Here is a 21,838-nt window from a genome sequence, read left to right as displayed (position 1 = left end):
AATAAAAATGAAATATAAATTACTTGCAGCGGCAGTTTTTGCTGCAATCACGCCACAGGTTCAAGGCGCTACTCCATATGTTTTAGAAGAGCTTGGCAATCTAGATTACGCTAAACACGCGTATGTAACCGATGCAAACGAAGCGGGTCAAGCCGTTGGTATGGCGCAAGGCGTATTCAATATTGTTATTGATATTGCGGAATTAGATTTTGAAAGCTCTGCTATGACGACAGCTTACAGAAATCGTGAACGTGTTTTTGAAAATCGTGATGAAGAAATCACCTTCACATTAGACGATATCGAAAATGGCAATATTAATGGCGATGCGCAACAATTCCTACAAGATTTCTTACGTGAATATTACGCAAGCAGCTTATACCAAAAAATATCAGGTGGCAGAGTTAGCGAATTCAATATTGCCGTTGAGTATAATGATTCAACGCAAGAACGCGTTATTTATGATGTTGAACACCCTGATTATGATGGTGGTTTAACACGCTCAGTTGAGAACATTTTAACATCAATTGCAGAAGATGGTGTTAAAGCTGGCTGGGGCTCTGCACCTTATACTAAGATTCAATTTACTGAAGACGGCGAAACTGAATCGGAAACACATTATATTCGTGATTTTACACGTCGTGGTTTTGTAATGGCCAATACCGGTGAACGAGTTGATTTAATGCCAACAGAAGCAACTTATGGTGGTATTTCTGGTGCGTATAACATCGTTCAGGTAAGTGATGGTTATTTAGTTGTGGGTGAAACGTCAGTAAGTATTGCTTCTGATTCACAAGAGTCTCTAGATGAAAGTTGTGATGGCGAAAAAGTACCTGTTGAAGTATGCCATGAAAGTTATGTCACGTCTGGAAGCCGTCCTCTTTATAACCGCCATGCAACAATGTGGCGTTTAGATAATGCATTAAATGTGATTGAAACTGTTGATCTTGGGTTAGGTATTGTACCTGATGAAGATGAGCAAAAGAGAGCGTGGCGTAGTACTGCATTAGCGGTTAATGAAAACGAAATTGCGGTAGGTTATTCTGTTGTAAGATACCGTGATGGTGACAGCATTAGACAATATCCGGTGTATTACAAAGATGGAAATGTTGTAGAGTTTATTAACGAATACGACTACCTTTCTGGTGGTCGAGCAGTAGCTATCAATAACAGTAATATTATTACAGGTTATGCCTCTAAAAATATTGAGAACACTGCGCGCAATAAGTTCTTTTATCATAATGTTGCAACCGGCGAGACAACTTTCCCAACAGACTTTTTTAAAAGCAGCTCTGTGGTTGCGACAGACATAAATGATAATGGCCTGATTATTGGTCAAGGCGAAGTTGAAACAAGTTCATCAGCAAGCCGTCGTCAAGAAGCGTTTATTTACGATATTAATAAAGACACGTTCACTAATCTAAATGACTTATTACCGTGTTTTGCAAACGATGGTGAATCATCATTCCCATATGTGGTTGCGGAAGCAATCAGCATTTCAAATGATGGTACTGTATATGGCACAGCTACAAAAACCGTAGATAAGCGTGATGCTCAAGGTAATGTTGTGGTTGATGCTAACGGTAAAGTAGAGCAAGAAAGTGTGGTTGTTTCAGTGAAGCTGAAATATAACGCTGAGGGTGTAGCTGAGAAGTGTCCTGAGAAAGCGCAAGAAACATATGAACGCCAAGGTGCATCGTTTGGTGCATTAGGCCTAGTATTATTGCCACTTGTAGCAATTAGACGACGCTTTTTTAAATAGTAAGTGTTTTATACCCTAATGTTTTGATGGGTTTATTAAAAGATAAGCTATAAACTCATATTCATAACATATTGATAAAATTATGATTGAAGGCCAACTGCAGAAACAGTTGGCCTTTTTTATTGCGGATCCATTGATCCTCAACACCAAAGGATTATACTGTATATAAATACAGTATAATCCTTTGGTGTATTCATGAATTCACTGATCAAGCAATTACATCATCGCAACCTGCTTTGGTATGCATCCAATCGTATTCAAACGCAGCAGATAGAAAAGCATCAAACGGGCTTTGCGGTTTTAGATGACAAGCTCGCTGGCGGCATGCCCACTAATGGCGTGATAGAACTATTGAGTAGTCCCGGCATTGGTGAACTTCGATTGATTGCACCCAGTTTTAAAATGCGGCAAAGCCGTTTTATTGTGTTTATTTCACCGCCTGCGTTAGTTAACAGTGCTGCTTTGCATCATTTAGGTGTTGATATTAGTCAAGTGTTAGTACTGTATCCTGAGCAACATAAAGATGCGCTTTGGGCAGTAGAACAATGTTTACAAAGTGGCAGTTGCAGCGATGTTATTTACTGGCCGCAGCAAGATTTAACGATTTCCCATATCCAGCGCTTTCAGCAAGCAAGTAAATCGGGTAAAAACCGTTTGTTTTACTTAAATAGCTATAAAACCAGTCAAGCGAGTTTGCCTGCTACTTTAAGCTTAACATTACAAGCACATCCACAAGGACTGAAAGTAAAGATAAACCGTCGAAAAGGCGGTTGGCCAAGTGATTATTTTATTGTTGATATGCAAACGACATGGCCTTATTGCACCATTGCATCTTCGCCTATCAGCAATGTTATTGCATTTCCGGTTGATAAGGCTGGTTAATGTTAAATTGGCTTTATCTTTACTTTCCACAGTTACAACTCGATACGCAATTTGCAATGTCGAGCACCGAGGTAATTGCCTTGGCCAATCACCAAGGTAATTTAGTACAACTTTCAACGGCGGCTAAAAAAAAAGGATTAACGCAAGGGCAAGGGTTAGGGCAAGCTAGTTTATTAGTTTCTGATCTTGCGGTTTACCCTTATCAAGAAGAAGTGGAAGTAGCAGAGCTTAAGCGCATAGCCAGTGTACTTTATAACTACACTGCAGATATTTGTATTATGCCGCCAAAAGGTTTACTGATAGCGTGTGATGGTATGCAGTCCTTATATAACAACAGTGATCAGTATTGGCATGTGCTTGAAACACAGTTAAAAACATTGGGGATTAAGTATTATTTCGCAAGCGGATCTTCACCGTTGTTGGCAAAAGCATTAGCACAAGCGGGTACTAATGTGATTTTTACAAACCAGCAAAATGCGCGTAATCAGCTTGCGTTATTGTCATTACAATTTGCTGATATCACTACAAAAGAAATTGCTTTGCTAACCCGCGTAGGGATTACGCACTTTAAGCAGTTGTTGAGTGTATCGCTTGATGAATTAGCTAAGCGCTACTCACGTGAATTAGTAATGTATGTAGGTAAATTAACAGGCCAATATCCGCATCGAGTGACTTTTTACATACCTGATACGCATTTTGAAAAACAACTAACCTTACATTATGAAGTATCGCTTACTAAGCATCTTGAAAAACCACTTTTGCTTGTATTAAAGCAACAACAAGCTTTTTTACTCTCTACTTGTAAGTTAGCAAAGCAAGTGACCCTTATTTTGCATTTTAGAGAAGTAGCCAATTTGGTATTTGAACTATCGTCAGCGCATGCTGAATATCGCGCTGAGCACTGGTTAACGCTTTTTTTATTACGTTTAGAAAATACCGAGTTACCAGCACCAGTTATCGCATTAACTATAAAAAGTGATTACCTTGTATCTAATTTAGGTGAAGAAGGCGATTTGTTTTCACAGCATAAATCAGGCTTAGATACTGCAATGTTAACTGCAATATTACAGGCAAAACTTGGGCAGGAGCAGGTTAAAACCTTAACTGTTTATAATGATCTAAGGCCAGAAATAGCCAGTCAAGAGAATACATTCAACACGTTATCAAATGCGCCACAAATGAAGTTAATCCGGCCAAGCTTTATGTTGCGCTCACCTGTAGAACTCACTCAGCCGATCACAATATCGCACGGCCCTGAACGCATCGTGACGGGTTGGTGGGATAATAATAATGTTGCTCGTGATTATTTTATTGCACGAGATGAGAGTGGACGGTGGCTGTGGGTTTTTCGTACGCCAAAAAAACAATGGTTTATTCATGGGTTTTTTAGCTAATGAATTATGCAGAATTAGTTTGCCAATCAAATTTTTCTTTTTTACATGGGGCATCACATCCCGAAGAACTGGTTGCCACTGCCGATAACCTTGGTTACTCCCATATTGCGATTACAGATGAATGCTCTGTTGCTGGAGTTGTACGTGCACACCGAGAGATTAAAAACCACAAACGGGCACTTAAGTTAATTGTTGGTAGCTTATTTACGCTTGAAGATAGTTTAACAGTTGTTTTGTTATGTCCAACAAGAAAAGCTTATGCAGAGTTATGTCGAATAATCACCAATGCACGGCGACGCAGTGAAAAAGGTAATTACCTGCTGACTCGGTGGGATTTAATGTCAATCAAACACTGTCTTTTTATTTGGTTACCAAAGGGCGAAAATATCGATCATCATTGGGCTAATTGGCTTAAAAAACACCATGAAGATCGTTTATGGCTGGGACTAACACGCTTTTTATTAGCGCACGAGTCAGAGTATATGGAGCACTGCCAACGCTTGATGGCGCAATATGATATAACGCCTGTGGCATGTGGTCATGTGCTGATGCATCAAGCCAATAGGTTGCCGTTACAGCACGTATTAAGTGCCATTAAAGCACGTAAAACCGTCGCTCAATTAGGGCAGCAACTACTTTCCAATGAAGAATATGCATTACGTGAAAAACAAAAGTTGTCACGTTTATTCTCACCTGATGCTCTAGCGCAAACGACGGTTATTGCAAACAGGTGCCATTTCAACCTTGATGAATTGAGGTATGAGTACCCAAGTGAATTAGTGCCAAAAGGCGTTAGTGCAACAGCTTATTTAAGGCAATTAGTGAAACAGGGCATTGCGCATCGTTTTCCAGAAGGGATCAGTGCGGATATACAGGCGACCATTGATAAAGAACTCGCATTAATTGAAGAGTTGGATTATCCATTTTATTTTTTAACTATTCATGACATTGTTATGTTTGCTAAAAATAATGGCATTTTGTACCAAGGCCGAGGATCTGCTGCTAACTCAGTAGTATGTTATTGCCTTGAAATTACCGCAGTTGATCCGCGACAAATAGCCGTATTGTTTGAGCGTTTTATTAGCAAAGAGCGAAATGAACCGCCTGATATTGATGTCGATTTTGAACATCAAAGGCGTGAGGAAGTGATCCAATATATTTATCAAAAATATGGTAGAGAACGCACCGCATTAGCCGCAACTGTGGTGAGTTTTCGTTTTAAAAGTGCCATTCGAGAGGTTGGTAAAGCACTGGATATTGAAAGCAGCAAGCTTGAATACTTTATTAAAAATATCAATCGTCGAGATAAAACAACGCACTGGCAAACGCAGTTACAGCAGCTGGGGTTAGATCCACAATCAAATAAAGCCCAGCATTTTGTATCGCTCACGGAGCAAATTTTAGGATTTCCAAGGCATTTATCGCAACATGTTGGGGGCTTTGTTATTTCATCAGGCCCGTTATATGAACTGGTTGCTGTTGAAAATGCCGCGATGAAAGAACGCACGGTGATCCAATGGGATAAAGATGATTTAGAAACCCTTGGTTTATTAAAAGTCGATATTTTAGCCTTGGGCATGCTCAATGCGATACGTAAATGTTTTCAAGAAATTAAAATGCGTCATCAAAGGCAGCTGTCTATCGCTGATATTACCCGGGTAAGCGATGATGCAGCTGTTTATCAGATGATCCAAAAAGCCGATACGGTTGGGGTATTTCAAATCGAATCGCGAGCGCAAATGAGCATGTTGCCGAGGCTAAAACCGGCAAGTTATTACGACTTAGTAATCCAGATAGCCATAGTGCGGCCTGGACCTATTCAAGGTGATATGGTGCATCCGTTTTTGAAACGACGTAATGGCATTGAGGCCATTTCATATCCCTCAAATGAGGTTAAAGAAGTATTGGCACGTACGTTAGGCGTGCCTATTTTTCAAGAGCAAGTTATCAAAATAGCCATGGTCGCCGCGGGCTTTACTGGTGGTGAAGCCGATCAGTTGAGACGTGCGATGGCCAGTTGGAAAAAGTCAGGGGAATTACAAAAGTTTAAGCAAAAACTGATAAATGGCATGTTGTCTCGAGGTTACCAAATGCAGTTTGCAGAACGTCTTTACCAACAAATATGTGGCTTTGGGGAGTATGGTTTTCCTGAATCGCATTCGGCGTCATTTGCCGTGCTTGCATATGTATCGGCTTGGCTTAAACATTATTATCCTGTCGAATTTTATACGTCCTTACTAAATAGCATGCCTCTTGGTTTTTATAGTGTGTCGCAGTTACTGCAGGATGCAAAACGACACAATATTGAAATTGCTCCGGTATGTGTTAATCACTCACATTATCAACATACAATTACTAAAGAAGGTGTATTACAAATCGGTTTTTGTATTATTAAAGGTGTTACTGCATCTGATATTGAACAGCTTATCAACCAGCGACCTAAAACAGGCTACGAAAGTGTTGAGCAGCTTAAAAAACAGGGCATTAAAGCTCGATTATTAGCGCAACTTGCTAGTGCCAACGCGTTATCTGTGCTTGCAGGAAACCGCTTTGCAACACGTTGGCAGATCATGAACAGTGAAAGTGATTTACCACTCTTTAACGGCTTTAACACTAATCAGGCAACAGAGCAAAGGCCAGCAGTGCAGTTTCATCAAGCACCCAGTGAATTAGATAATGTCGTTGAAGATTATCAATCAACCGGGTTTTCCCTTGGTTTACACCCAATTGACTTATTAGAAGCTGAGGGAGTATTACCATCGTTTTGTAAGGCAAATGAGTTAACAGGAAAAACACATAAATCATTAGTGACAGTGATTGGCGTTGTGACAGGAAAACAAGCGCCGGGCACTGCTGCTGGCGTGACGTTTATCACGCTTGAAGATGCGACAGGAAATATCAATGTGGTCGTGTGGCAGGGCACATCACACGCACAGAAAAAAGCATTTCTTGGCGCGAAAATTTTACAAGTTAAAGGAGTATTAGAACGAGAAGGCGATGTTATTCATATTATTGCAGGCAAACTTATCGACCTAACTGATAAGTTAGATAAATTAGCCGCGAAATCTCGGGAGTTTCATTAGTGCTTAAATGAGAATATGCAGTTAATGCTTTTCTTATACTAAGTTAAATGGCGTTAGCCTCTGTGTTTACGTGCTTTCCATTGTTTTAGTACTGAATAACGCCATAAATAATCAATACCAAAATAACCAATAGCAGAGGCTGCTGCTGCACACACTAAACTGCCTACCATAAACGCAGGACCAATGCTTGATAAGCTGTCAACAAACCACTGCCAGCTTGCTTGGAAGGTAAAATCTTGTTTTTGTTGCCCTAACACCAAATAGCCAACAAGGTAGTTAAAATAAAAAATCGGTGCCATAGTTAAAGGGTTGGTGATCCAAACCAATGCTACAGATAGCGGGAGATTTACGCGAAATGGAATCGCGATTGCTGCGCTTAGCAGCATTTGAAAAGGAACTGGAATAAATGCCCAAAATAACCCAACTGCAAATGCACCACGCGCTGAGCGTCGATTTAAATGCCATAAATTTGCATCGTGTAACATATCGCCAAAAATACTAAGCGTTTTGTTTTGCTTAATCTTATTATGATCAGGTAACAGCTTTTGGATCGTCTTTTTTGGCATGGCGGTTTACATCTTCCTTTTTGGCAAAGCATAGTGTGCTTTGTTGTTGGCTGCATATTGTCACTATTTTTCTTCAATACGCTAGTCTTTTTTTCGACAATTATACTGGTTGTACTAGTCATCGTCGCTATTACAACAAAAAACACCGCCAAATTTTACTCGATAATCACGCTACTAGTCGGTGCTAGTTACCCCATTTTATATTATCACTGTGTTTATAGTAGCAACCTAAGCTACGACGAGTTACAACAAAAACAAGTACTGCACGGGGTTATAGAACAAATAGATAACTATCAATTTAATGACCGTCTAATTGTTAAAACAACAAAAATTGCCCATACGAATTTAAAGCCTTATGCGTTAATGCGAGTACAAGTTTATATATCTCGTGCAATCAATACTCAGTATAGCCCCAAAGTAGGCGACACCATATCAATACGTGCCAAGTTCAAACCAATTAAACCCAGGTTAAATGAGGGATTGTTTGACAGGCGCTTACATAATTTTTATGTGGGATTAAAGTACAAAGGCAGCGTTTCGAAAACTGATGATTTTGCTGTGTTAACACGCGCTGCGCCGTCGCACATTACTAATCTGGGAAGTTTATCTCGTTATAGTTGGCTATATCGAGGCGTATTATTTGGTGATACAAGTGCAATGCCTGCAAATATTAAAAGCGCGGTTCGAAATTTAGGAATTGCACATTTATTTGCAGTTTCTGGCCTGCATATGGCAATTGTATTTGGCTTTTCATTTTGGTTAGGGAAACTAACGCTATTACTTGTGAGCAAGTTTGCATTTCACAACATACTCAGAATTGCACCTTATTTTATTGCCATAGCGGCGTGCGCAACTTATCTTCACGCTGCTGATTATGCCACCTCAGCAATACGTGCATTTATTATGATTGCATTAGTATGTTTATGCTTATTAGTAAATCGCAGTTATACCAGTAAGCGGGCATTATTGTGCGCGTTATTGCTGGTTATATTAGTTAACCCATTTGTGTTGTTAAGTGCGGGGTTTTATTTTTCATTTATTGCAGTTGCCAGCATTCTGGTTGCCCTTGATTTGGCAAATAAGCGGCGCATCACCCGTCCTCTGTATCAACTCGCATTTATTCAATTGGTAATTAGCATTACGATAGCGCCGTTGACTGTGTTGTTTTTTAACGGCACCAGTGTATTGAGTGTTTTTGTAAATCTTATAGCAATTCCGCTGTTTTCGTTCTTTGTAATGCCATTAATGCTTTGCGTGGTGTTAGTTGATTATGCGTTTTCTTTTTCAACGCCGTATCGTTGGCTGGATGCGCTATTGACATTACTTATCAAGTATATCGAGCGTATTGGTGAACATATAACATGGCATTATGTGCCTCAAATTAGTTGGCAGTTAATAATGCTAACAATCGCCGCTGTTTTATTGCTGCTTTATTATTATCGCAGCGCGTTGCTGACATTACCTATTCTAGTATTTTATTACGCCAATGCTCTTAATAAAGAGCCGAACCTGACAATACGTATATTGGATGTGGGCCATGGCTTATCGGTGATCATAAGTAAAAAAGGTGAAGCGGTGCTCTATGATTTAGGCGCGCGATATCAAGACTTCAGCTATTTTAATCATCTGGTGTTACCCACCTTAGCGATAAACCGTTTGAACTTAATCAAAACAGTGATAAGTCATGATGATAATGATCACAGTGGTGGGTTAACCGATTTACGACATGCTGGTTATTTTTCGACGATAAGTGGGTTTGAAAAAGCCTGTAATATAAATGCAAATTGGTTAGAAAATGTAAGGTTTAAGTCGTTTGCAGCACCTCATACAGCACACAGTGATAATAACAGTTCCTGTGTTCTACTTATCACAAGTGGCACATTTAAACTGTTATTAACAGGTGATATTGAAGCTGAGCGGGAGAATATGTTGTTATCAGAGCCGAGCATTCAGAATATCGATGTGCTTATTTCGCCCCACCATGGCAGTAATAGTTCATCAACCGAAGGCTTTATTAATAAAACGCAACCACGTTGGGTAGTTCATTCGGTGAATGCATATAATCGTTGGCGATTACCAAGTTTAGCGGTTGTTACGCGTTATGCTGAATATGGCACCAAGCAGCTGGCAACCTCGCGCGGCGCAGTCAAAATAGTGGTTACATCAAGCGGATATACTCTCAGTTATGCAAAACAGCAAAATTACTGGTTTCTCGTTGATTAACACTGCGAAATTCTTGGGTTTTGCATCATAGCGCTATACAATAGGCGCAAATAAATTCAAGTTAGCACCATGACAACCTCATCTGATTACTACAAGCGTTTATTAACCTACGTCAAACCGCATAAACTCGCAGCCACATTCGCCATTATTGGTATGTTAGGCTATGCCGCAATGGACGGATTATTTGTTTATTTAATGGACCCGTTTATTGAGCAAGGTTTGACGGCGAAAAATCAAGAGGTGATGAAGTGGGCACCGGTTGTGGTGATTTTATTGGTGCTATTTCGCGGTGTGTTTAACTTCGTTTCAAGTTACTGCTTAGCCAATGTGGGCTCACACGTGGTGATGGCAATTCGCAAAGAATTGTTTGCTAAGTTACTTCATTTACCAGTGTCATTTCACGATCAGCATTCAACCGGTGAATTAATTTCAAAAATTACCTTTGATGCAGAACAAGTACAAACAGCGATAACAAAAGCCTTGATCACCATAGTGCGAGAAGGGGCGTTTGTTATTTTCTTAGTGATCAATATGTTGATTGCCAGCTGGCAATTATCATTGTTATTTATTTTAGTCGTGCCCATTGTTGCAGGCATTGTATCAATCGTGTCTAAACGCTTTCGTGTTATTGCAAAACGTATTCAAGATGCCATGGGGGGCGTAACACGTGCGTCAGAACAAATGGTAAAAGGGCATAAAGTCATTCATTCATTTGGTGGTCAAGAGATTGAACAGCAGCGTTTTGCTGATGTGAATAACCGTAATCGCCAACAACGCGTAAAAATGGATGCGACGAAAGCGCTGAGCGTTGCCAGTATTCAAATTATTGCTGCATCTGCCATCGCCATGGTGTTGGCCGCAATTGGCTTTAAACTTGTTGAGCCTATTTCTACAGGCGCGTTCGTTAGCTTATTAACTGCAATGATGATGATGCTACGCCCGTTAAAACAGCTATCAAATGTGAATGTAGAATTGCAGCGTGGTATTGCTGCGGCAAAAAGTATTTTTGATATCTTAGATTTGGAGAATGAAAAAGACACCGGCTCAAAAACGCTGGAAAAATGTCAGGGCCATATCACAATCGAGAGCTTGTCGTTTGCCTACCCAAATACCGAGCGCAATATTTTAAACGAACTAACCATGGATATTAAACCTGGGCAATCGGTAGCCTTAGTTGGCCGTTCAGGCTCAGGAAAATCAACACTCTCTAACCTGTTACCACGTTTTTACGATACCTACACTAATGGCGATATCAAACTCGACGGGCTATCGGTTAATACCTTTGATTTAACTTGGTTACGCGAACAATTTGCTATCGTGTCGCAACAAGTAGTGTTATTCAACGATACTATCGAGAACAATATCACTTACGGCTTTAAAGGTGATATCACCCCTGAAAAGCTGCAAAAAATTGTTGAGCAATCGCACGTTTGGGAATTTGTAAAAGACTTACCAGGAGGTTTACAAACTATTGTCGGTGAAGATGGCGTAATGCTTTCTGGCGGACAACGTCAACGCATTGCTATCGCACGAGCATTGCTTAAAAACGCGCCAATTTTAATTTTAGATGAAGCTACGTCAGCACTCGATACTGAGTCAGAAAAATTAATTCAACATGCGTTAAACGATTTAATGAAAGGGCGCACGTCAATTGTTATTGCGCACCGCTTATCAACGATTGAAAATTCTGATGTCATTTATGTATTAGATAAAGGGCAAATAATCGAGTCGGGTTCGCACGCTGAGTTAATTGAAAAGCAAGGCGCCTATTTAGCATTGCAAAAAATGCAGGCTAACGACTAATGAATGTGATTGAAAAAAGCTGGTATCAAAAATTTGGTATTACTTGGCTTTTATTACCGCTAAGTGCGCTGTTTTATCTAATTACGCTATATCGCTTCAATCGCAAGCGAAAATTACAATTGGCGACTGATAAACCGAAAGTCATTGTTGTGGGTAATATTGCGGTAGGTGGCACAGGCAAAACACCATTTACCTTGTTTCTTGTCGATTATTTGAAGCAAAAAGGTTTATCGGTTGCGGTTATTTCACGTGGTTATGGTGGTCAAACTCAAAGCCAACCTTTATTAGTGACAGAAAAGGTATCACCTGAAGTTTGTGGTGATGAACCTAAGTTGATAGCCGTTCGCACAGGTGAACCTGTTGTAGTGTGCCCAAATCGAAATTTAAGTATCGATTATTTAAAGAAGCACATTAACCCTGATGTGATTATTGCTGATGACGGATTGCAACATTACCAAATGGCGCGTGCTATGGAGCTTTGCATTGTTGATGGGAAGCGTCGCTTTGGTAATGGCTTTGTTATGCCAGCCGGTCCACTTCGCGAAGCGAAAAGTAGACTAAAACATGTTGATTTAACCATTACTAATGGCACAGCAGTGGATAACGGTTACCAGCTAGCGGTAGATGGTGTATATGGCATAATTGATGGACAAAAAGTTTCCAATTTAGACAGCCCAGTTTACTTAGTGAGTGCAATAGGTAATCCCAGCCGCTTTGAGCAAAGTGTAAATGAGCAGAATATTCTGGTGCACGGGCATACTATTTTTAAAGATCATCACACATACAGTGAAAGTGACTTTGACGCACTAGACGGTGCCATCTTAATGACTGAAAAAGATGCGGTAAAATGCCAGTCATTCGCGAAAGCAAATTGGTATTATTTAAAAGTTACCGCTAAACCGACTAAACAACTGGTTGACAAACTCGACCAGTTATTAATTGAAAAAGGGATCCATAATCATGGCGTTTGACACAAAACTACTCGAAATCATTGCTTGCCCTGTAACAAAAGGTCATCTTAAATTTGACCGCGAGAATTTAGAGCTTATTAGCACTCAAGCAAAACTGGCTTACCCAGTAAGAGATGATATTCCGGTATTGCTTGAAGAAGAAGCACGCGAATTATCACTTGAAGAGGTTGAAAAGTGGAATTCGTAGTCATTATTCCAGCGCGCTATGCGTCGAGCCGTTTACCGGCTAAACCATTGGCTGATATACAAGGCAAGCCAATGGTACAGCACGTATATGAAAAAGCGCTGGCATCAGGTGCTAAACGGGTGATTGTCGCAACGGATCATATTGAGATAGAAGCAGCTGTTAAACGCTTTAATGGTGAAGTTTTAATGACTCGTGAAGATCATGAGTCGGGTACAGAACGCCTTGCTGAAGTAGTGACAAAACTTAACTTACCAGATGACACAATTGTGGTAAATGTGCAAGGTGATGAACCGTTAATTCCGCCGAAAAACATCGCGCAAGTAGCAAGTTTGTTAGCATCTGATTCAGCGCCAATGGCAACGTTAAGCGTGGCAATCGATGATATTGAAGAAGCTCTTAACCCTAACGCGGTAAAAGTTGTGGCTGATAATCACAATAATGCTTTGTATTTTTCGCGTGCAACGATTCCTTATGATCGAAACCGCTTTTTAGGCAAAGATGAAATTTCTGAAATTGGCGATTTCTATCAACGCCATATTGGTATTTATGCGTATCGTGCGGGTTTTATAAAAGAATATATTACACTCGACGTATCACCGCTTGAGCAAATCGAATCATTAGAGCAGCTACGTGTGTTGTATCATGGCAAAAAGATAAAAGTACAAACGGCAATCGAATCGCCGCAGCCAGGAGTTGATACGCCTGAAGATCTCGCTAAGGTGAATGCTTTTTTAAGCAAGTAAGTTGATGAGTTATCCAATAGTATTCGCATGCGATGAATTTTATGTGGTGAATAAACCCCATGATGTAAGCTTCCATAGCGAAGATGGAGAGGGTTTTTTTGTACTGTTTGAAAAGCAGGTGAATGAAAAGCTCTATCCGGTACATCGTTTAGATAAAATGACATCGGGCTTAGTTATTGTTGCAAGAACTAAACAAGCGGCTGCAGAATTTGGTGATTTGTTTAGTCAGAAGCATAAAAACAAACTGGAAAAATACTATTTAGCCGTTGCCCAAGGTAAACCAACAAAAAAGCAGGGTTGGGTAAAAGGCGACTTAGTTAAAGCGCGTCGAGGGTGCTATAAACTACAGAAACCCATGAAAAACCCGTCAATTACGCGTTTCCAATCGCAGTTAATTGAGCCCAGTTTACGTCTTTATTTGCTGCAACCAATTACTGGTAAAACGCATCAGCTGCGGGTTGTGCTTAAAAGCCTATCGGTGCCGATTTTAGGCGATGAACGCTATGGCGGTGAGCATAGCGAACGTGGTCATTTGCATGCATATGCCATTAAGTTCACGTTTGGTAATACACCATATCATTTTAGTGTTAAGCCATGCGGTGGCTTATTTGAGCACTGTGAAACAAAAAAGCTTATCGAACAATGGCACACGCCTTGGCACGAATTTAATTAAGGTTAGAAATTACATGACAGAGTCTTATCAAAATCGTTTTGGCGGCATTGCGCGTCTTTACGGAATTGAACAGCAAAAACTACTTAATAATGCCCATTTTTGTGTTGTTGGCATAGGTGGAGTGGGTAGTTGGGTCGCTGAAAGTTTAGCGCGTACGGGACTTGGTAACATTACCTTAATTGATTTAGATGATATTTGCGTTACCAACGTTAACCGTCAAATCCACGCGTTGACATCGACTATTGGCGAGGCGAAAGTTGACGCCATGGCAAGTCGAATTAACGAGATAAATCCTGATTGTAATGTGTCAGTTATCGATGATTTTTTAACACTTGAGAATATCAGAGAACATATTGAAAAATTTGATTATGTTATTGATTGTATTGATCAAGTAAAAGTTAAAGCGGCACTTATTGCCCATTGTAAGCGCAACAAATTACCGATTATCACAATAGGCGGCGCGGGCGGACAAATCGACCCAAGCCAAATCAGAATAGGGGATGTGGCTAAAACCAAGCAAGATCCTTTGCTTGCGAAAGTACGCTATTTACTGCGTAAGCAATACAACTTTTCAAGTAATCCAAAACGTAAATTTGGTGTGGATTGTATTTATTCAGAAGAGCAATTGGTGTACCCATCAAGTGATGGCAGTGTGTGTCATGCGAAAGCCGGTGCAGATGGCAATATGAATATGGACTGTCAAACAGGTTTCGGCTCGTTAACCATGGTGACAGGTAGTTTTGCGTTTTTTGCAGCGGCAAAAAGTGTGAAAAAATACTTAGAAAAATGTGAGCGTAACAATCAAAGTTAGTTGCTTTGATTGTTACCTATAAAACTTTGTTATAAAAATTGTATGCAATATAATCTTGTGAGCAGGCTTTAATCATCACTTTGTATTGCAAATTGTGTGATCGCATCTGCAATCGCTAAAATACCGTTCCCACGACTTGGGCTTAAGTGCTGTAAAAGCCCCAATTCATTGAATTCATGTTGAATATTTATGCGCTTAATTTCATCCACAGTTAAGCCGTTAACCAGTGTAGAAATAATGTAAATGAGTCCTTTCACAATGCGTGTATCAGAGTCTGCTGTCACGACAATATGCTTTTCGCTTTCGTCAAAGTCGACATAAAGCCAAACATTGCTTTCGCAGCCATTCACTTTTGCGTGGCCAACTTTGAGTTCAGCTGGTAATTTTGGTAACTGTTTACCAAGCAACATAATTTCACGGTACTTATCTTGCCATGCTTTTTTGGCGATAAAGTGCTGTTTTAATCTTTGATATTGTTCTGTCATAGTTAATCTAGTAATTCTATAGCTTGTTTTAATGCAACAATAAAGCGGTCAATATCATCAAAGCTGTTATAACAACTTAAACTGACACGAATGGTACCCGCAACACCGAGTAGATTTATCAATGGCTGAGTACAGTGGTTACCTGAACGTACAATAATGCCGGCTTGGTCGAGTAGGGTCGCAACGTCTAGGTTATGCTCATCTTTGTAGTTAAAACTAATTGTGCCGATATTATTGTTTAAATCGCCGTAAATTTTTATTCCATCAATCTGTTTAAGTGCGTTTAGCGTGTATTGATAGAGCGCTTTTTCAACAGCTAGTTGCGTTGCCATCTCGCTTGAGCCCATAAAATCAAGTGCAGCGGCAAAACCAATCACGCCGGCGATGTTCGGCGTGCCTGCTTCGAAACGGGCGTTACCGTGGCGAAAGCTTGTTTCATTAAAGCTAACGCGTTCTATCATTTCGCCGCCAGTTTGGTAAGTTGATAGTAAAGATAGGCTGTGTGGTTTAGCGATTAATGCGCCAACGCCTGTTGGTCCAAACATCTTGTGTGCAGAAAGCACATAAAAATCACAGCTTAGCGCACTAATATTTGGCCTTAAATGTTGCATCGCTTGTGCACCATCAACCAAAGTAATGGCGTTGATGGCATGTGCGGCATCAAGCAAGTCTTGTATTGGTAAAATATTACCTAAGGTATTTGATGCGTGACTAATCGCCATTAGTTTTGGCTTTAGTGTGTTAATCATGGCTAAACTAACATCTAAATTTAGTACGCCATTTGCATCGACTGGTAGAATGTGAAGCTTTGCACCTGTGCGTTTACACAGCGTTTGCCAAGGCACAATATTGGCGTGGTGTTCAAGCGCCGAAATAATAATAACATCATCTTTTTCGATATGTGCATCAATCGAGCTGGCAACCAGATTTATCGCTTCGGTAGCGCCTTTGGTCCAAACAATTTGTTCTGCTTTTACCTGACAATAGTGTGCTAATTTTGTGCGCGCTTGCTCATATAAAGCGGTAGTGTTTGACGCAAACTCACTGACGCCTCGATGCACATTGGCATTGTGGTATGTATAAAAGTCGGTAATTGCATCAATCACGTTCTGAGGTTTTTGTGTAGTTGCACCATTATCTAAATAAACTAATTCAGTGTGTTTAAAAAATGGAAAATGAGAACGGATTTTTTGATTATCTAACATAGTGCCACCTGAGAATGCGAGCGGCGATTTTAATGAAATACACTAATTTTCGCAATTATTGACGGGATTTAGACATTAAAAAAGCCGCAAGTAGCGGCTTTTTTAAACTCAAAGAGGATTAACGAGACGTTACGTCTTTATAATCACGCTTTGTTTCACCAGTGTATAACTGACGAGGACGACCGATCTTCTGACCAGGTTGAGATAACATCTCATCCCAGTGTGAGATCCAACCAACGGTACGTGACATTGCAAAGATTACAGTGAACATGCTTGTTGGAATACCAATCGCTTTAAGAATGATACCTGAGTAGAAATCTACGTTAGGGTAAAGTTTCTTCTCGATGAAGTATGGGTCTTCTAGTGCGATTTGCTCTAAACGCATTGCTACGTCTAGTAGTGGATCTTCAATGTTTAGTTCTTTAAGTACTTCGTGACACGTTTCACGCATTACTGTTGCACGTGGGTCGAAGTTCTTGTAAACACGGTGACCAAAGCCCATTAGACGGAATGGGTCGTTCTTATCTTTTGCTTTCGCAACGTATTCATCGATGCGGTCTACTGAACCGATTTCTTCTAACATTGTTAGACATGCTTCGTTAGCACCACCGTGCGCAGGGCCCCAAAGTGATGCAATACCAGCAGAGATACATGCATACGGGTTAGCGCCTGAAGAACCAGCTAAACGTACAGTCGATGTTGACGCGTTTTGTTCGTGATCCGCGTGAAGCATGAAGATGCGGTCCATTGCTTTTGCAAGAACAGGGCTTACTTCATATTTTTCAGCAGGTACAGAGAACATCATGTGTAAGAAGTTTTCTGCATAGCTTAAATCGTTGCGTGGGTATACGAACGGCTGACCGATGTTGTACTTGTAACACATCGCCGCAATTGTTGGTAACTTAGCAATTAGACGAACAGCACTACGATGACGTTGAGCTGGATCTGTGATGTCTAAATCTTTGTGGTAGAAAGAAGAAAGTGCACCAACAACACCACATAGCATTGCCATTGGGTGTGAATCTACACGGAAACCTTGGAAGAAAGCACCAATTTTTTCGTGAAGCATAGTGTTAGTTGTGATTTCGTTTTCAAAACCAGCTAACTGCTCGGCATTTGGTAACTCACCATTTAATAGTAAGTAACATAGTTCGATATAGTTTGATTGTTCAGCTAAATCGTCAATTGCGTAGCCGCGGTGTAATAAAACACCTTTAGCGCCATCAATGTACGTGATAGCTGATTCACATGAACCAGTAGACATGAAACCCGGGTCGAACGTGAAGTAACCATGGCTGCCTAGGGTACGAACGTCGATAACGTCCTGACCAGCTGTGCCAGAGTAAATAGGAAGTTCGATAGGATCTAGCCCATCAATATGGACCGTGGCTTTTTTGTCTGCCATCTAATTATCTCCTTTAAATATAACAAACCAGTTTGTTATTTTTGATACGGATGTTAAGCAAATTCTATCTATTCTAACTTATAAATAGGGAAGAAAGTCAATTTAAATGCATCAATTGATGATAACTATTCTTCGATCGAATAAATATTATACCAATGGCTACTTCGCAAGCACCTCTTATTAAACAAGAATTGTAATAGGCCATATGGTCTTATATACTGTGGTAGGCATTCTAAAACGTGAATGCCTTTCGTCTGGAGCGAATGCTGTTTTTTCATACTGCGACTCGTCATCGCTGTGTGGCAAATTTCGCTTTGATGGTTCCACCAATATTTTGGTGGGTTATAACAACAATTGTTGGACTCCTTAGAGTCAATGGGCAAGTAACAGTGAAAAAGCAAAGACCTGTAAATCTAGATTTATCTACTATCTCGATGCCAGCAACTGCTAAAGCTTCAATTCTGCACCGTATTTCTGGTGTGGCGTTGTTCTTCGCTTTATCTTTTGTAATTTGGGCATGGTCTGAATCACTTTCTTCTCCTCAAGGTTTTGAATTCGTCAAGAGCCTGTTTACCGGGTTCATTGCCAAATTCATTGCATGGGGTGCGGTAATCGCGCTTCTATATCACTTAGTTGCAGGTGTACGTCACCTTCTAATGGATATGGGTCGTTTTGAAGAATTAGGTTCAGGTAACGCAAGTGCTAAGTTTGTAATGGCACTATGGGTTGTATTAGCCGTGTTAGCAGGAGTATGGATATGGTAGTTAATCAAGCATCTCTAAAACGCGACGGTGTACAAGATTTTGTATCATTACGTGCAACAGCACTTGTATTAGCGTCATATGCTCTGTTTATCTTAGGGTATTTTCTTACTACTCCAACTGTAACGTTTGAAGCGTGGCAGGGATTATTTTCTAACTTAGCAGTAAAAGTGTATACCTTAGCTGCGCTAGTTTGCATGATGGTTCATACCCGTATTGGTTTGTGGCAAGTTCTAACTGACTATGTTAAGAACGCTAAATTGCGCGCAATCCTAGGCTTTTTCCTAAACCTGATGGCTTTTGCATATGTAGCTGTTGGTTTCTTTGTTCTTTGGAGTGTGTAAGTGGCTATTTCAACAAGAGAATTTGACGCTGTAGTAATTGGTGCCGGTGGTGCGGGTATGCGTGCTGCACTGGCTATCAGTGAATCAGGTAAAACTTGTGCACTTATTTCTAAAGTATTCCCAACCCGTTCTCATACGGTGTCTGCACAAGGTGGTATCACAGTTGCTTTAGGTAATTCCCACGAAGATAACTGGGAATGGCACATGTACGATACGGTAAAAGGTTCTGATTACATCGGTGACCAAGACGCGATTGAATACATGACCAAAACAGGTCCTGAAGCAATTACAGAATTAGAAAACATGGGTTTACCATTTTCACGTTTTGAAAATGGCCGTGTTTACCAACGTCCTTTCGGTGGTCAATCGAAAAACTTTGGTGGTGAACAAGCTGCACGTACTGCAGCAGCAGCTGACCGTACTGGTCACGCGCTTCTTCACTGCCTATACCAACAAAACGTTAAAAACAAAACAAATGTTTTCTCTGAATGGTACGCATTAGACCTTGTTAAAAACGACAAGGGTGACGTTGTTGGTTGTACTGCTATTGATATCGAAAGCGGCGAAGTAGTTTACTTCAAATCTAAAGCGGTTGTTTTAGCAACTGGCGGTGCAGGTCGTATCTTCGCATCTACAACAAACGCGCACATTAACACAGGTGACGGTGTTGGTATGGCAACACGTGCTGGCATTTCAATGCAAGACATGGAAATGTGGCAGTTCCACCCAACGGGTATTGCAGGTGCAGGTACACTAGTTACAGAAGGTTGTCGTGGTGAAGGTGGTTATCTTCTAAATAAAGACGGCGAACGCTTCATGGAACGTTACGCACCAAACGCTAAAGACTTAGCGGGTCGTGACGTTGTTGCTCGTGCAATGATGACAGAAATCCGTGAAGGCCGCGGTTGTGAAGGCCCATGGGGTACGCACATCAAACTTAAGTTAGATCACTTAGGTGCTGAGATGCTAAACCTACGTCTTCCAGGTGTTTGTGACCTTTCTAAGACATTCGCACACGTTGACCCTGCAAAAGAGCCAATTCCAGTAATCCCAACATGTCACTACATGATGGGTGGTGTACCAACTAACGTTAATGGTCAAGTTATTAACGTAGATGGTGCAGGCAATGAGAAATTAGTTGAAGGTTTATTCGCAGTAGGTGAAATTGCATGTGTATCTGTACACGGTGCAAACCGCTTAGGTGGTAACTCACTACTTGACCTTGTTGTATTTGGTCGTGCAGCGGGTAACTTCCTTGGTCAATACCTAAAAGATGCTGAAATTTCGAAAGACGCATCTGAATCTGATCTAGAAGCAGCGATGGCTCGTTTCAATCGTTGGGAAACTTCTAAACCAGGCCAAGGTGAAGACCCAGTACAGATCAAGAAAGACCTACAAAAATGCATGCAGCTTAACTTCTCGGTATTCCGTGAAGGTGATGCAATGGCAACAGGTCTTACAGAGCTTAAAGAAATTCGTGAACGCTTACAGCACGCACGTCTTGACGACAAGTCATCTGAGTTCAACACGCAACGTATTGAGTGTTTAGAGCTAGATAACTTAATGGAAACTGCGTACTCAACAGCTGTTGCTGCGAATTTCCGTACAGAAAGCCGTGGTGCACATTCGCGCTTCGATTTCCCAGAGCGTGACGATGAAAACTGGTTATGTCACTCAGTTTATAGCCCAGTGACGGAAGAAATGTCTAAGCGTGAGGTGAACTTCTCACCTAAAACACGTGAAGCCTTCCCACCTAAAGCACGTACTTACTAGGAGCGAAGTCAATGGCACAATTACAATTTTCTGTCTATCGTTACAATCCAGATGTAGACAACGCACCGCGTATGCAAGACTATACCCTTGAGGTAGAAGAAGGTCGCGATATGATGGTATTGGATGCACTTTTACAATTAAAAGAGCAAGATCCAACACTTTCTTTCCGTCGTTCATGCCGTGAAGGTGTATGTGGTTCTGACGGTGTAAACATGAATGGTAAAAACGGTTTAGCGTGTATTACTCCATTATCTGCACTAGGTAAGGGTAAAATCGTTATTCGTCCATTACCAGGCTTACCAGTTGTTCGTGATTTAGTAATTGATATGTCTCAATTCTATTCACAATACGAGAAAGTTAAGCCATTCTTAATCAACGATAAGCCAACAGGCGGTGAAGAGCGTCTTCAATCAATTGAAGAACGTGACAAGCTTGATGGTTTATATGAGTGTATCTTATGTGCATGTTGTTCAACTTCATGCCCATCATTCTGGTGGAACCCTGACAAGTTCATTGGTCCTGCTGGGTTGCTACACGCTTACCGTTTCTTAGCTGATAGCCGCGATACGGCGACAGAAGAACGTTTAGCAGATTTAGACGATGCATTCAGCGTATTCCGTTGTCACGGTATCATGAACTGTGTCAACGTGTGTCCTAAGGGCCTTAATCCAACTAAGGCAATTGGTCACATTAAGTCTATGTTACTAAACCGTTCGGTATAAAACGGCAGTAACACAAAACACCGCGGCGATAACTATGTTATCGCCGTT

At 40.8% G+C, this 21,838-nt stretch carries 19 protein-coding genes; 15 read left to right on the top strand and 4 right to left on the bottom strand.

Going from position 1 to position 21,838, the window contains the following annotated elements:
* Positions 1-7 precede the first annotated feature (7 nt).
* The 4 genes from PSPO_RS07615 to PSPO_RS07600 all read left to right on the top strand — a co-directional run bounded on the left by PSPO_RS07615 (position 8) and on the right by PSPO_RS07600 (position 7,118).
* Positions 8-1,759 carry a DUF3466 family protein gene (locus tag PSPO_RS07615; protein WP_010560026.1) on the top strand — a complete coding sequence of 584 codons (1,752 nt, stop codon included), beginning with the start codon at positions 8-10 and terminating at the stop codon, positions 1,757-1,759.
* Positions 1,760-1,954: 195 nt separating this feature from the next.
* Complete coding sequence (gene imuA / locus PSPO_RS07610; protein ID WP_010560027.1) at positions 1,955-2,641, top strand: translesion DNA synthesis-associated protein ImuA; 687 nt, start codon at positions 1,955-1,957, stop codon at positions 2,639-2,641.
* A complete protein-coding gene (locus PSPO_RS07605) occupies positions 2,641-4,035 on the top strand; it encodes a Y-family DNA polymerase (protein WP_010560028.1) in 1,395 nt (464 codons plus the stop codon). Before imuA ends, PSPO_RS07605 begins: the two co-directional genes overlap by 1 nt.
* A complete protein-coding gene (locus PSPO_RS07600) occupies positions 4,035-7,118 on the top strand; it encodes an error-prone DNA polymerase (protein WP_010560029.1) in 3,084 nt (1,027 codons plus the stop codon). The genes PSPO_RS07605 and PSPO_RS07600 overlap by 1 nt, the downstream gene beginning before the upstream one ends.
* 53 nt (positions 7,119-7,171) lie before the next feature.
* Here PSPO_RS07600 and PSPO_RS07595 read toward each other — a convergent pair whose 3' ends face one another.
* Positions 7,172-7,684, bottom strand: coding sequence for a DUF2062 domain-containing protein (locus PSPO_RS07595; protein WP_010560030.1), 513 nt, complete (start codon positions 7,682-7,684; stop codon positions 7,172-7,174).
* Between PSPO_RS07595 and PSPO_RS07590 the strand changes: the two genes are divergently transcribed.
* The 7 genes from PSPO_RS07590 to tcdA all read left to right on the top strand — a co-directional run bounded on the left by PSPO_RS07590 (position 7,664) and on the right by tcdA (position 15,095).
* The gene (locus PSPO_RS07590) at positions 7,664-9,907 is read left to right on the top strand and encodes a DNA internalization-related competence protein ComEC/Rec2 (protein WP_010560031.1); all 2,244 of its coding nucleotides are present in this window, start codon (positions 7,664-7,666) and stop codon (positions 9,905-9,907) included. The two genes, PSPO_RS07595 and PSPO_RS07590, sit on opposite strands and share 21 nt — an antisense overlap.
* 69 nt (positions 9,908-9,976) lie before the next feature.
* Positions 9,977-11,710 (top strand): lipid A export permease/ATP-binding protein MsbA, encoded by a 1,734-nt coding sequence (gene msbA, locus PSPO_RS07585; RefSeq protein WP_010560032.1) that lies wholly within the window; start codon positions 9,977-9,979, stop codon positions 11,708-11,710.
* Complete coding sequence (gene lpxK / locus PSPO_RS07580; RefSeq protein ID WP_010560033.1) at positions 11,710-12,681, top strand: tetraacyldisaccharide 4'-kinase; 972 nt, start codon at positions 11,710-11,712, stop codon at positions 12,679-12,681. Before msbA ends, lpxK begins: the two co-directional genes overlap by 1 nt.
* Complete coding sequence (locus tag PSPO_RS07575; RefSeq protein WP_010560034.1) at positions 12,671-12,868, top strand: Trm112 family protein; 198 nt, start codon at positions 12,671-12,673, stop codon at positions 12,866-12,868. Before lpxK ends, PSPO_RS07575 begins: the two co-directional genes overlap by 11 nt.
* Positions 12,856-13,611, top strand: coding sequence for a 3-deoxy-manno-octulosonate cytidylyltransferase (kdsB, locus tag PSPO_RS07570; protein WP_010560035.1), 756 nt, complete (start codon positions 12,856-12,858; stop codon positions 13,609-13,611). The genes PSPO_RS07575 and kdsB overlap by 13 nt, the downstream gene beginning before the upstream one ends.
* Positions 13,612-13,615: 4 nt before the next feature.
* The gene (locus PSPO_RS07565; protein ID WP_010560036.1) at positions 13,616-14,284 is read left to right on the top strand and encodes a pseudouridine synthase; all 669 of its coding nucleotides are present in this window, start codon (positions 13,616-13,618) and stop codon (positions 14,282-14,284) included.
* 13 nt (positions 14,285-14,297) lie between these two features.
* Entirely contained in the window at positions 14,298-15,095 is a 798-nt protein-coding gene (gene tcdA / locus PSPO_RS07560) for a tRNA cyclic N6-threonylcarbamoyladenosine(37) synthase TcdA (protein ID WP_010560037.1), read from the top strand.
* Between the two features lie 68 nt (positions 15,096-15,163).
* Here the strand turns inward: tcdA and PSPO_RS07555 are convergent, their stop codons facing one another.
* The 3 genes from PSPO_RS07555 to PSPO_RS07545 form a co-directional block, all read right to left on the bottom strand.
* Positions 15,164-15,580 (bottom strand): SufE family protein, encoded by a 417-nt coding sequence (locus PSPO_RS07555; protein ID WP_010560038.1) that lies wholly within the window; start codon positions 15,578-15,580, stop codon positions 15,164-15,166.
* A gap of 2 nt (positions 15,581-15,582) precedes the next feature.
* Positions 15,583-16,785, bottom strand: coding sequence for an aminotransferase class V-fold PLP-dependent enzyme (locus PSPO_RS07550; RefSeq protein WP_010560039.1), 1,203 nt, complete (start codon positions 16,783-16,785; stop codon positions 15,583-15,585).
* A gap of 118 nt (positions 16,786-16,903) precedes the next feature.
* On the bottom strand, positions 16,904-18,190 hold the full coding sequence (locus PSPO_RS07545) for a citrate synthase (protein WP_010560040.1): 1,287 nt from the start codon (positions 18,188-18,190) through the stop codon (positions 16,904-16,906).
* Positions 18,191-18,579: 389 nt separating this feature from the next.
* On the opposite strand from PSPO_RS07545, the gene sdhC reads away from it, so the two are divergent.
* Genes sdhC through PSPO_RS07525 form a run of 4 tightly spaced genes read left to right on the top strand, consistent with a single transcriptional unit; the run spans position 18,580 to position 21,790 of the window.
* Positions 18,580-18,954, top strand: a complete 375-nt coding sequence (sdhC, locus tag PSPO_RS07540; RefSeq protein ID WP_138632531.1) for a succinate dehydrogenase, cytochrome b556 subunit — start codon at positions 18,580-18,582, stop codon at positions 18,952-18,954.
* A complete protein-coding gene (gene sdhD / locus PSPO_RS07535; protein ID WP_010560042.1) occupies positions 18,948-19,295 on the top strand; it encodes a succinate dehydrogenase, hydrophobic membrane anchor protein in 348 nt (115 codons plus the stop codon). The genes sdhC and sdhD overlap by 7 nt, the downstream gene beginning before the upstream one ends.
* Positions 19,296-21,068 carry a succinate dehydrogenase flavoprotein subunit gene (gene sdhA, locus PSPO_RS07530; protein ID WP_010560043.1) on the top strand — a complete coding sequence of 591 codons (1,773 nt, stop codon included), beginning with the start codon at positions 19,296-19,298 and terminating at the stop codon, positions 21,066-21,068.
* An 11-nt stretch (positions 21,069-21,079) separates the two neighbouring features.
* Positions 21,080-21,790 (top strand): succinate dehydrogenase iron-sulfur subunit, encoded by a 711-nt coding sequence (locus PSPO_RS07525; protein ID WP_010560044.1) that lies wholly within the window; start codon positions 21,080-21,082, stop codon positions 21,788-21,790.
* The last annotated feature ends 48 nt before the right edge of the window (positions 21,791-21,838 follow it).

Origin of the sequence: Pseudoalteromonas spongiae UST010723-006, assembly GCF_000238255.3 — a bacterium.
GTDB classification, from domain to species: Bacteria; Pseudomonadota; Gammaproteobacteria; order Enterobacterales; family Alteromonadaceae; genus Pseudoalteromonas; species Pseudoalteromonas spongiae.
This window is presented reverse-complemented; position numbering and strand designations above follow the sequence as displayed.

Coding starts and splice junctions, on each gene's coding strand:
- PSPO_RS07615 (WP_010560026.1), top strand. CDS start 8: ATGAAATATAAATTACTTGCAGCGGCAGTTTTTGCTGCAATCACGCCA.
- imuA (WP_010560027.1), top strand. CDS start 1,955: ATGAATTCACTGATCAAGCAATTACATCATCGCAACCTGCTTTGGTAT.
- PSPO_RS07605 (WP_010560028.1), top strand. CDS start 2,641: ATGTTAAATTGGCTTTATCTTTACTTTCCACAGTTACAACTCGATACG.
- PSPO_RS07600 (WP_010560029.1), top strand. CDS start 4,035: ATGAATTATGCAGAATTAGTTTGCCAATCAAATTTTTCTTTTTTACAT.
- PSPO_RS07595 (WP_010560030.1), bottom strand. CDS start 7,684: ATGCCAAAAAAGACGATCCAAAAGCTGTTACCTGATCATAATAAGATT.
- msbA (WP_010560032.1), top strand. CDS start 9,977: ATGACAACCTCATCTGATTACTACAAGCGTTTATTAACCTACGTCAAA.
- lpxK (WP_010560033.1), top strand. CDS start 11,710: ATGAATGTGATTGAAAAAAGCTGGTATCAAAAATTTGGTATTACTTGG.
- PSPO_RS07575 (WP_010560034.1), top strand. CDS start 12,671: ATGGCGTTTGACACAAAACTACTCGAAATCATTGCTTGCCCTGTAACA.
- PSPO_RS07565 (WP_010560036.1), top strand. CDS start 13,616: ATGAGTTATCCAATAGTATTCGCATGCGATGAATTTTATGTGGTGAAT.
- tcdA (WP_010560037.1), top strand. CDS start 14,298: ATGACAGAGTCTTATCAAAATCGTTTTGGCGGCATTGCGCGTCTTTAC.
- PSPO_RS07555 (WP_010560038.1), bottom strand. CDS start 15,580: ATGACAGAACAATATCAAAGATTAAAACAGCACTTTATCGCCAAAAAA.
- PSPO_RS07550 (WP_010560039.1), bottom strand. CDS start 16,785: ATGTTAGATAATCAAAAAATCCGTTCTCATTTTCCATTTTTTAAACAC.
- PSPO_RS07545 (WP_010560040.1), bottom strand. CDS start 18,190: ATGGCAGACAAAAAAGCCACGGTCCATATTGATGGGCTAGATCCTATC.
- sdhD (WP_010560042.1), top strand. CDS start 18,948: ATGGTAGTTAATCAAGCATCTCTAAAACGCGACGGTGTACAAGATTTT.
- PSPO_RS07525 (WP_010560044.1), top strand. CDS start 21,080: ATGGCACAATTACAATTTTCTGTCTATCGTTACAATCCAGATGTAGAC.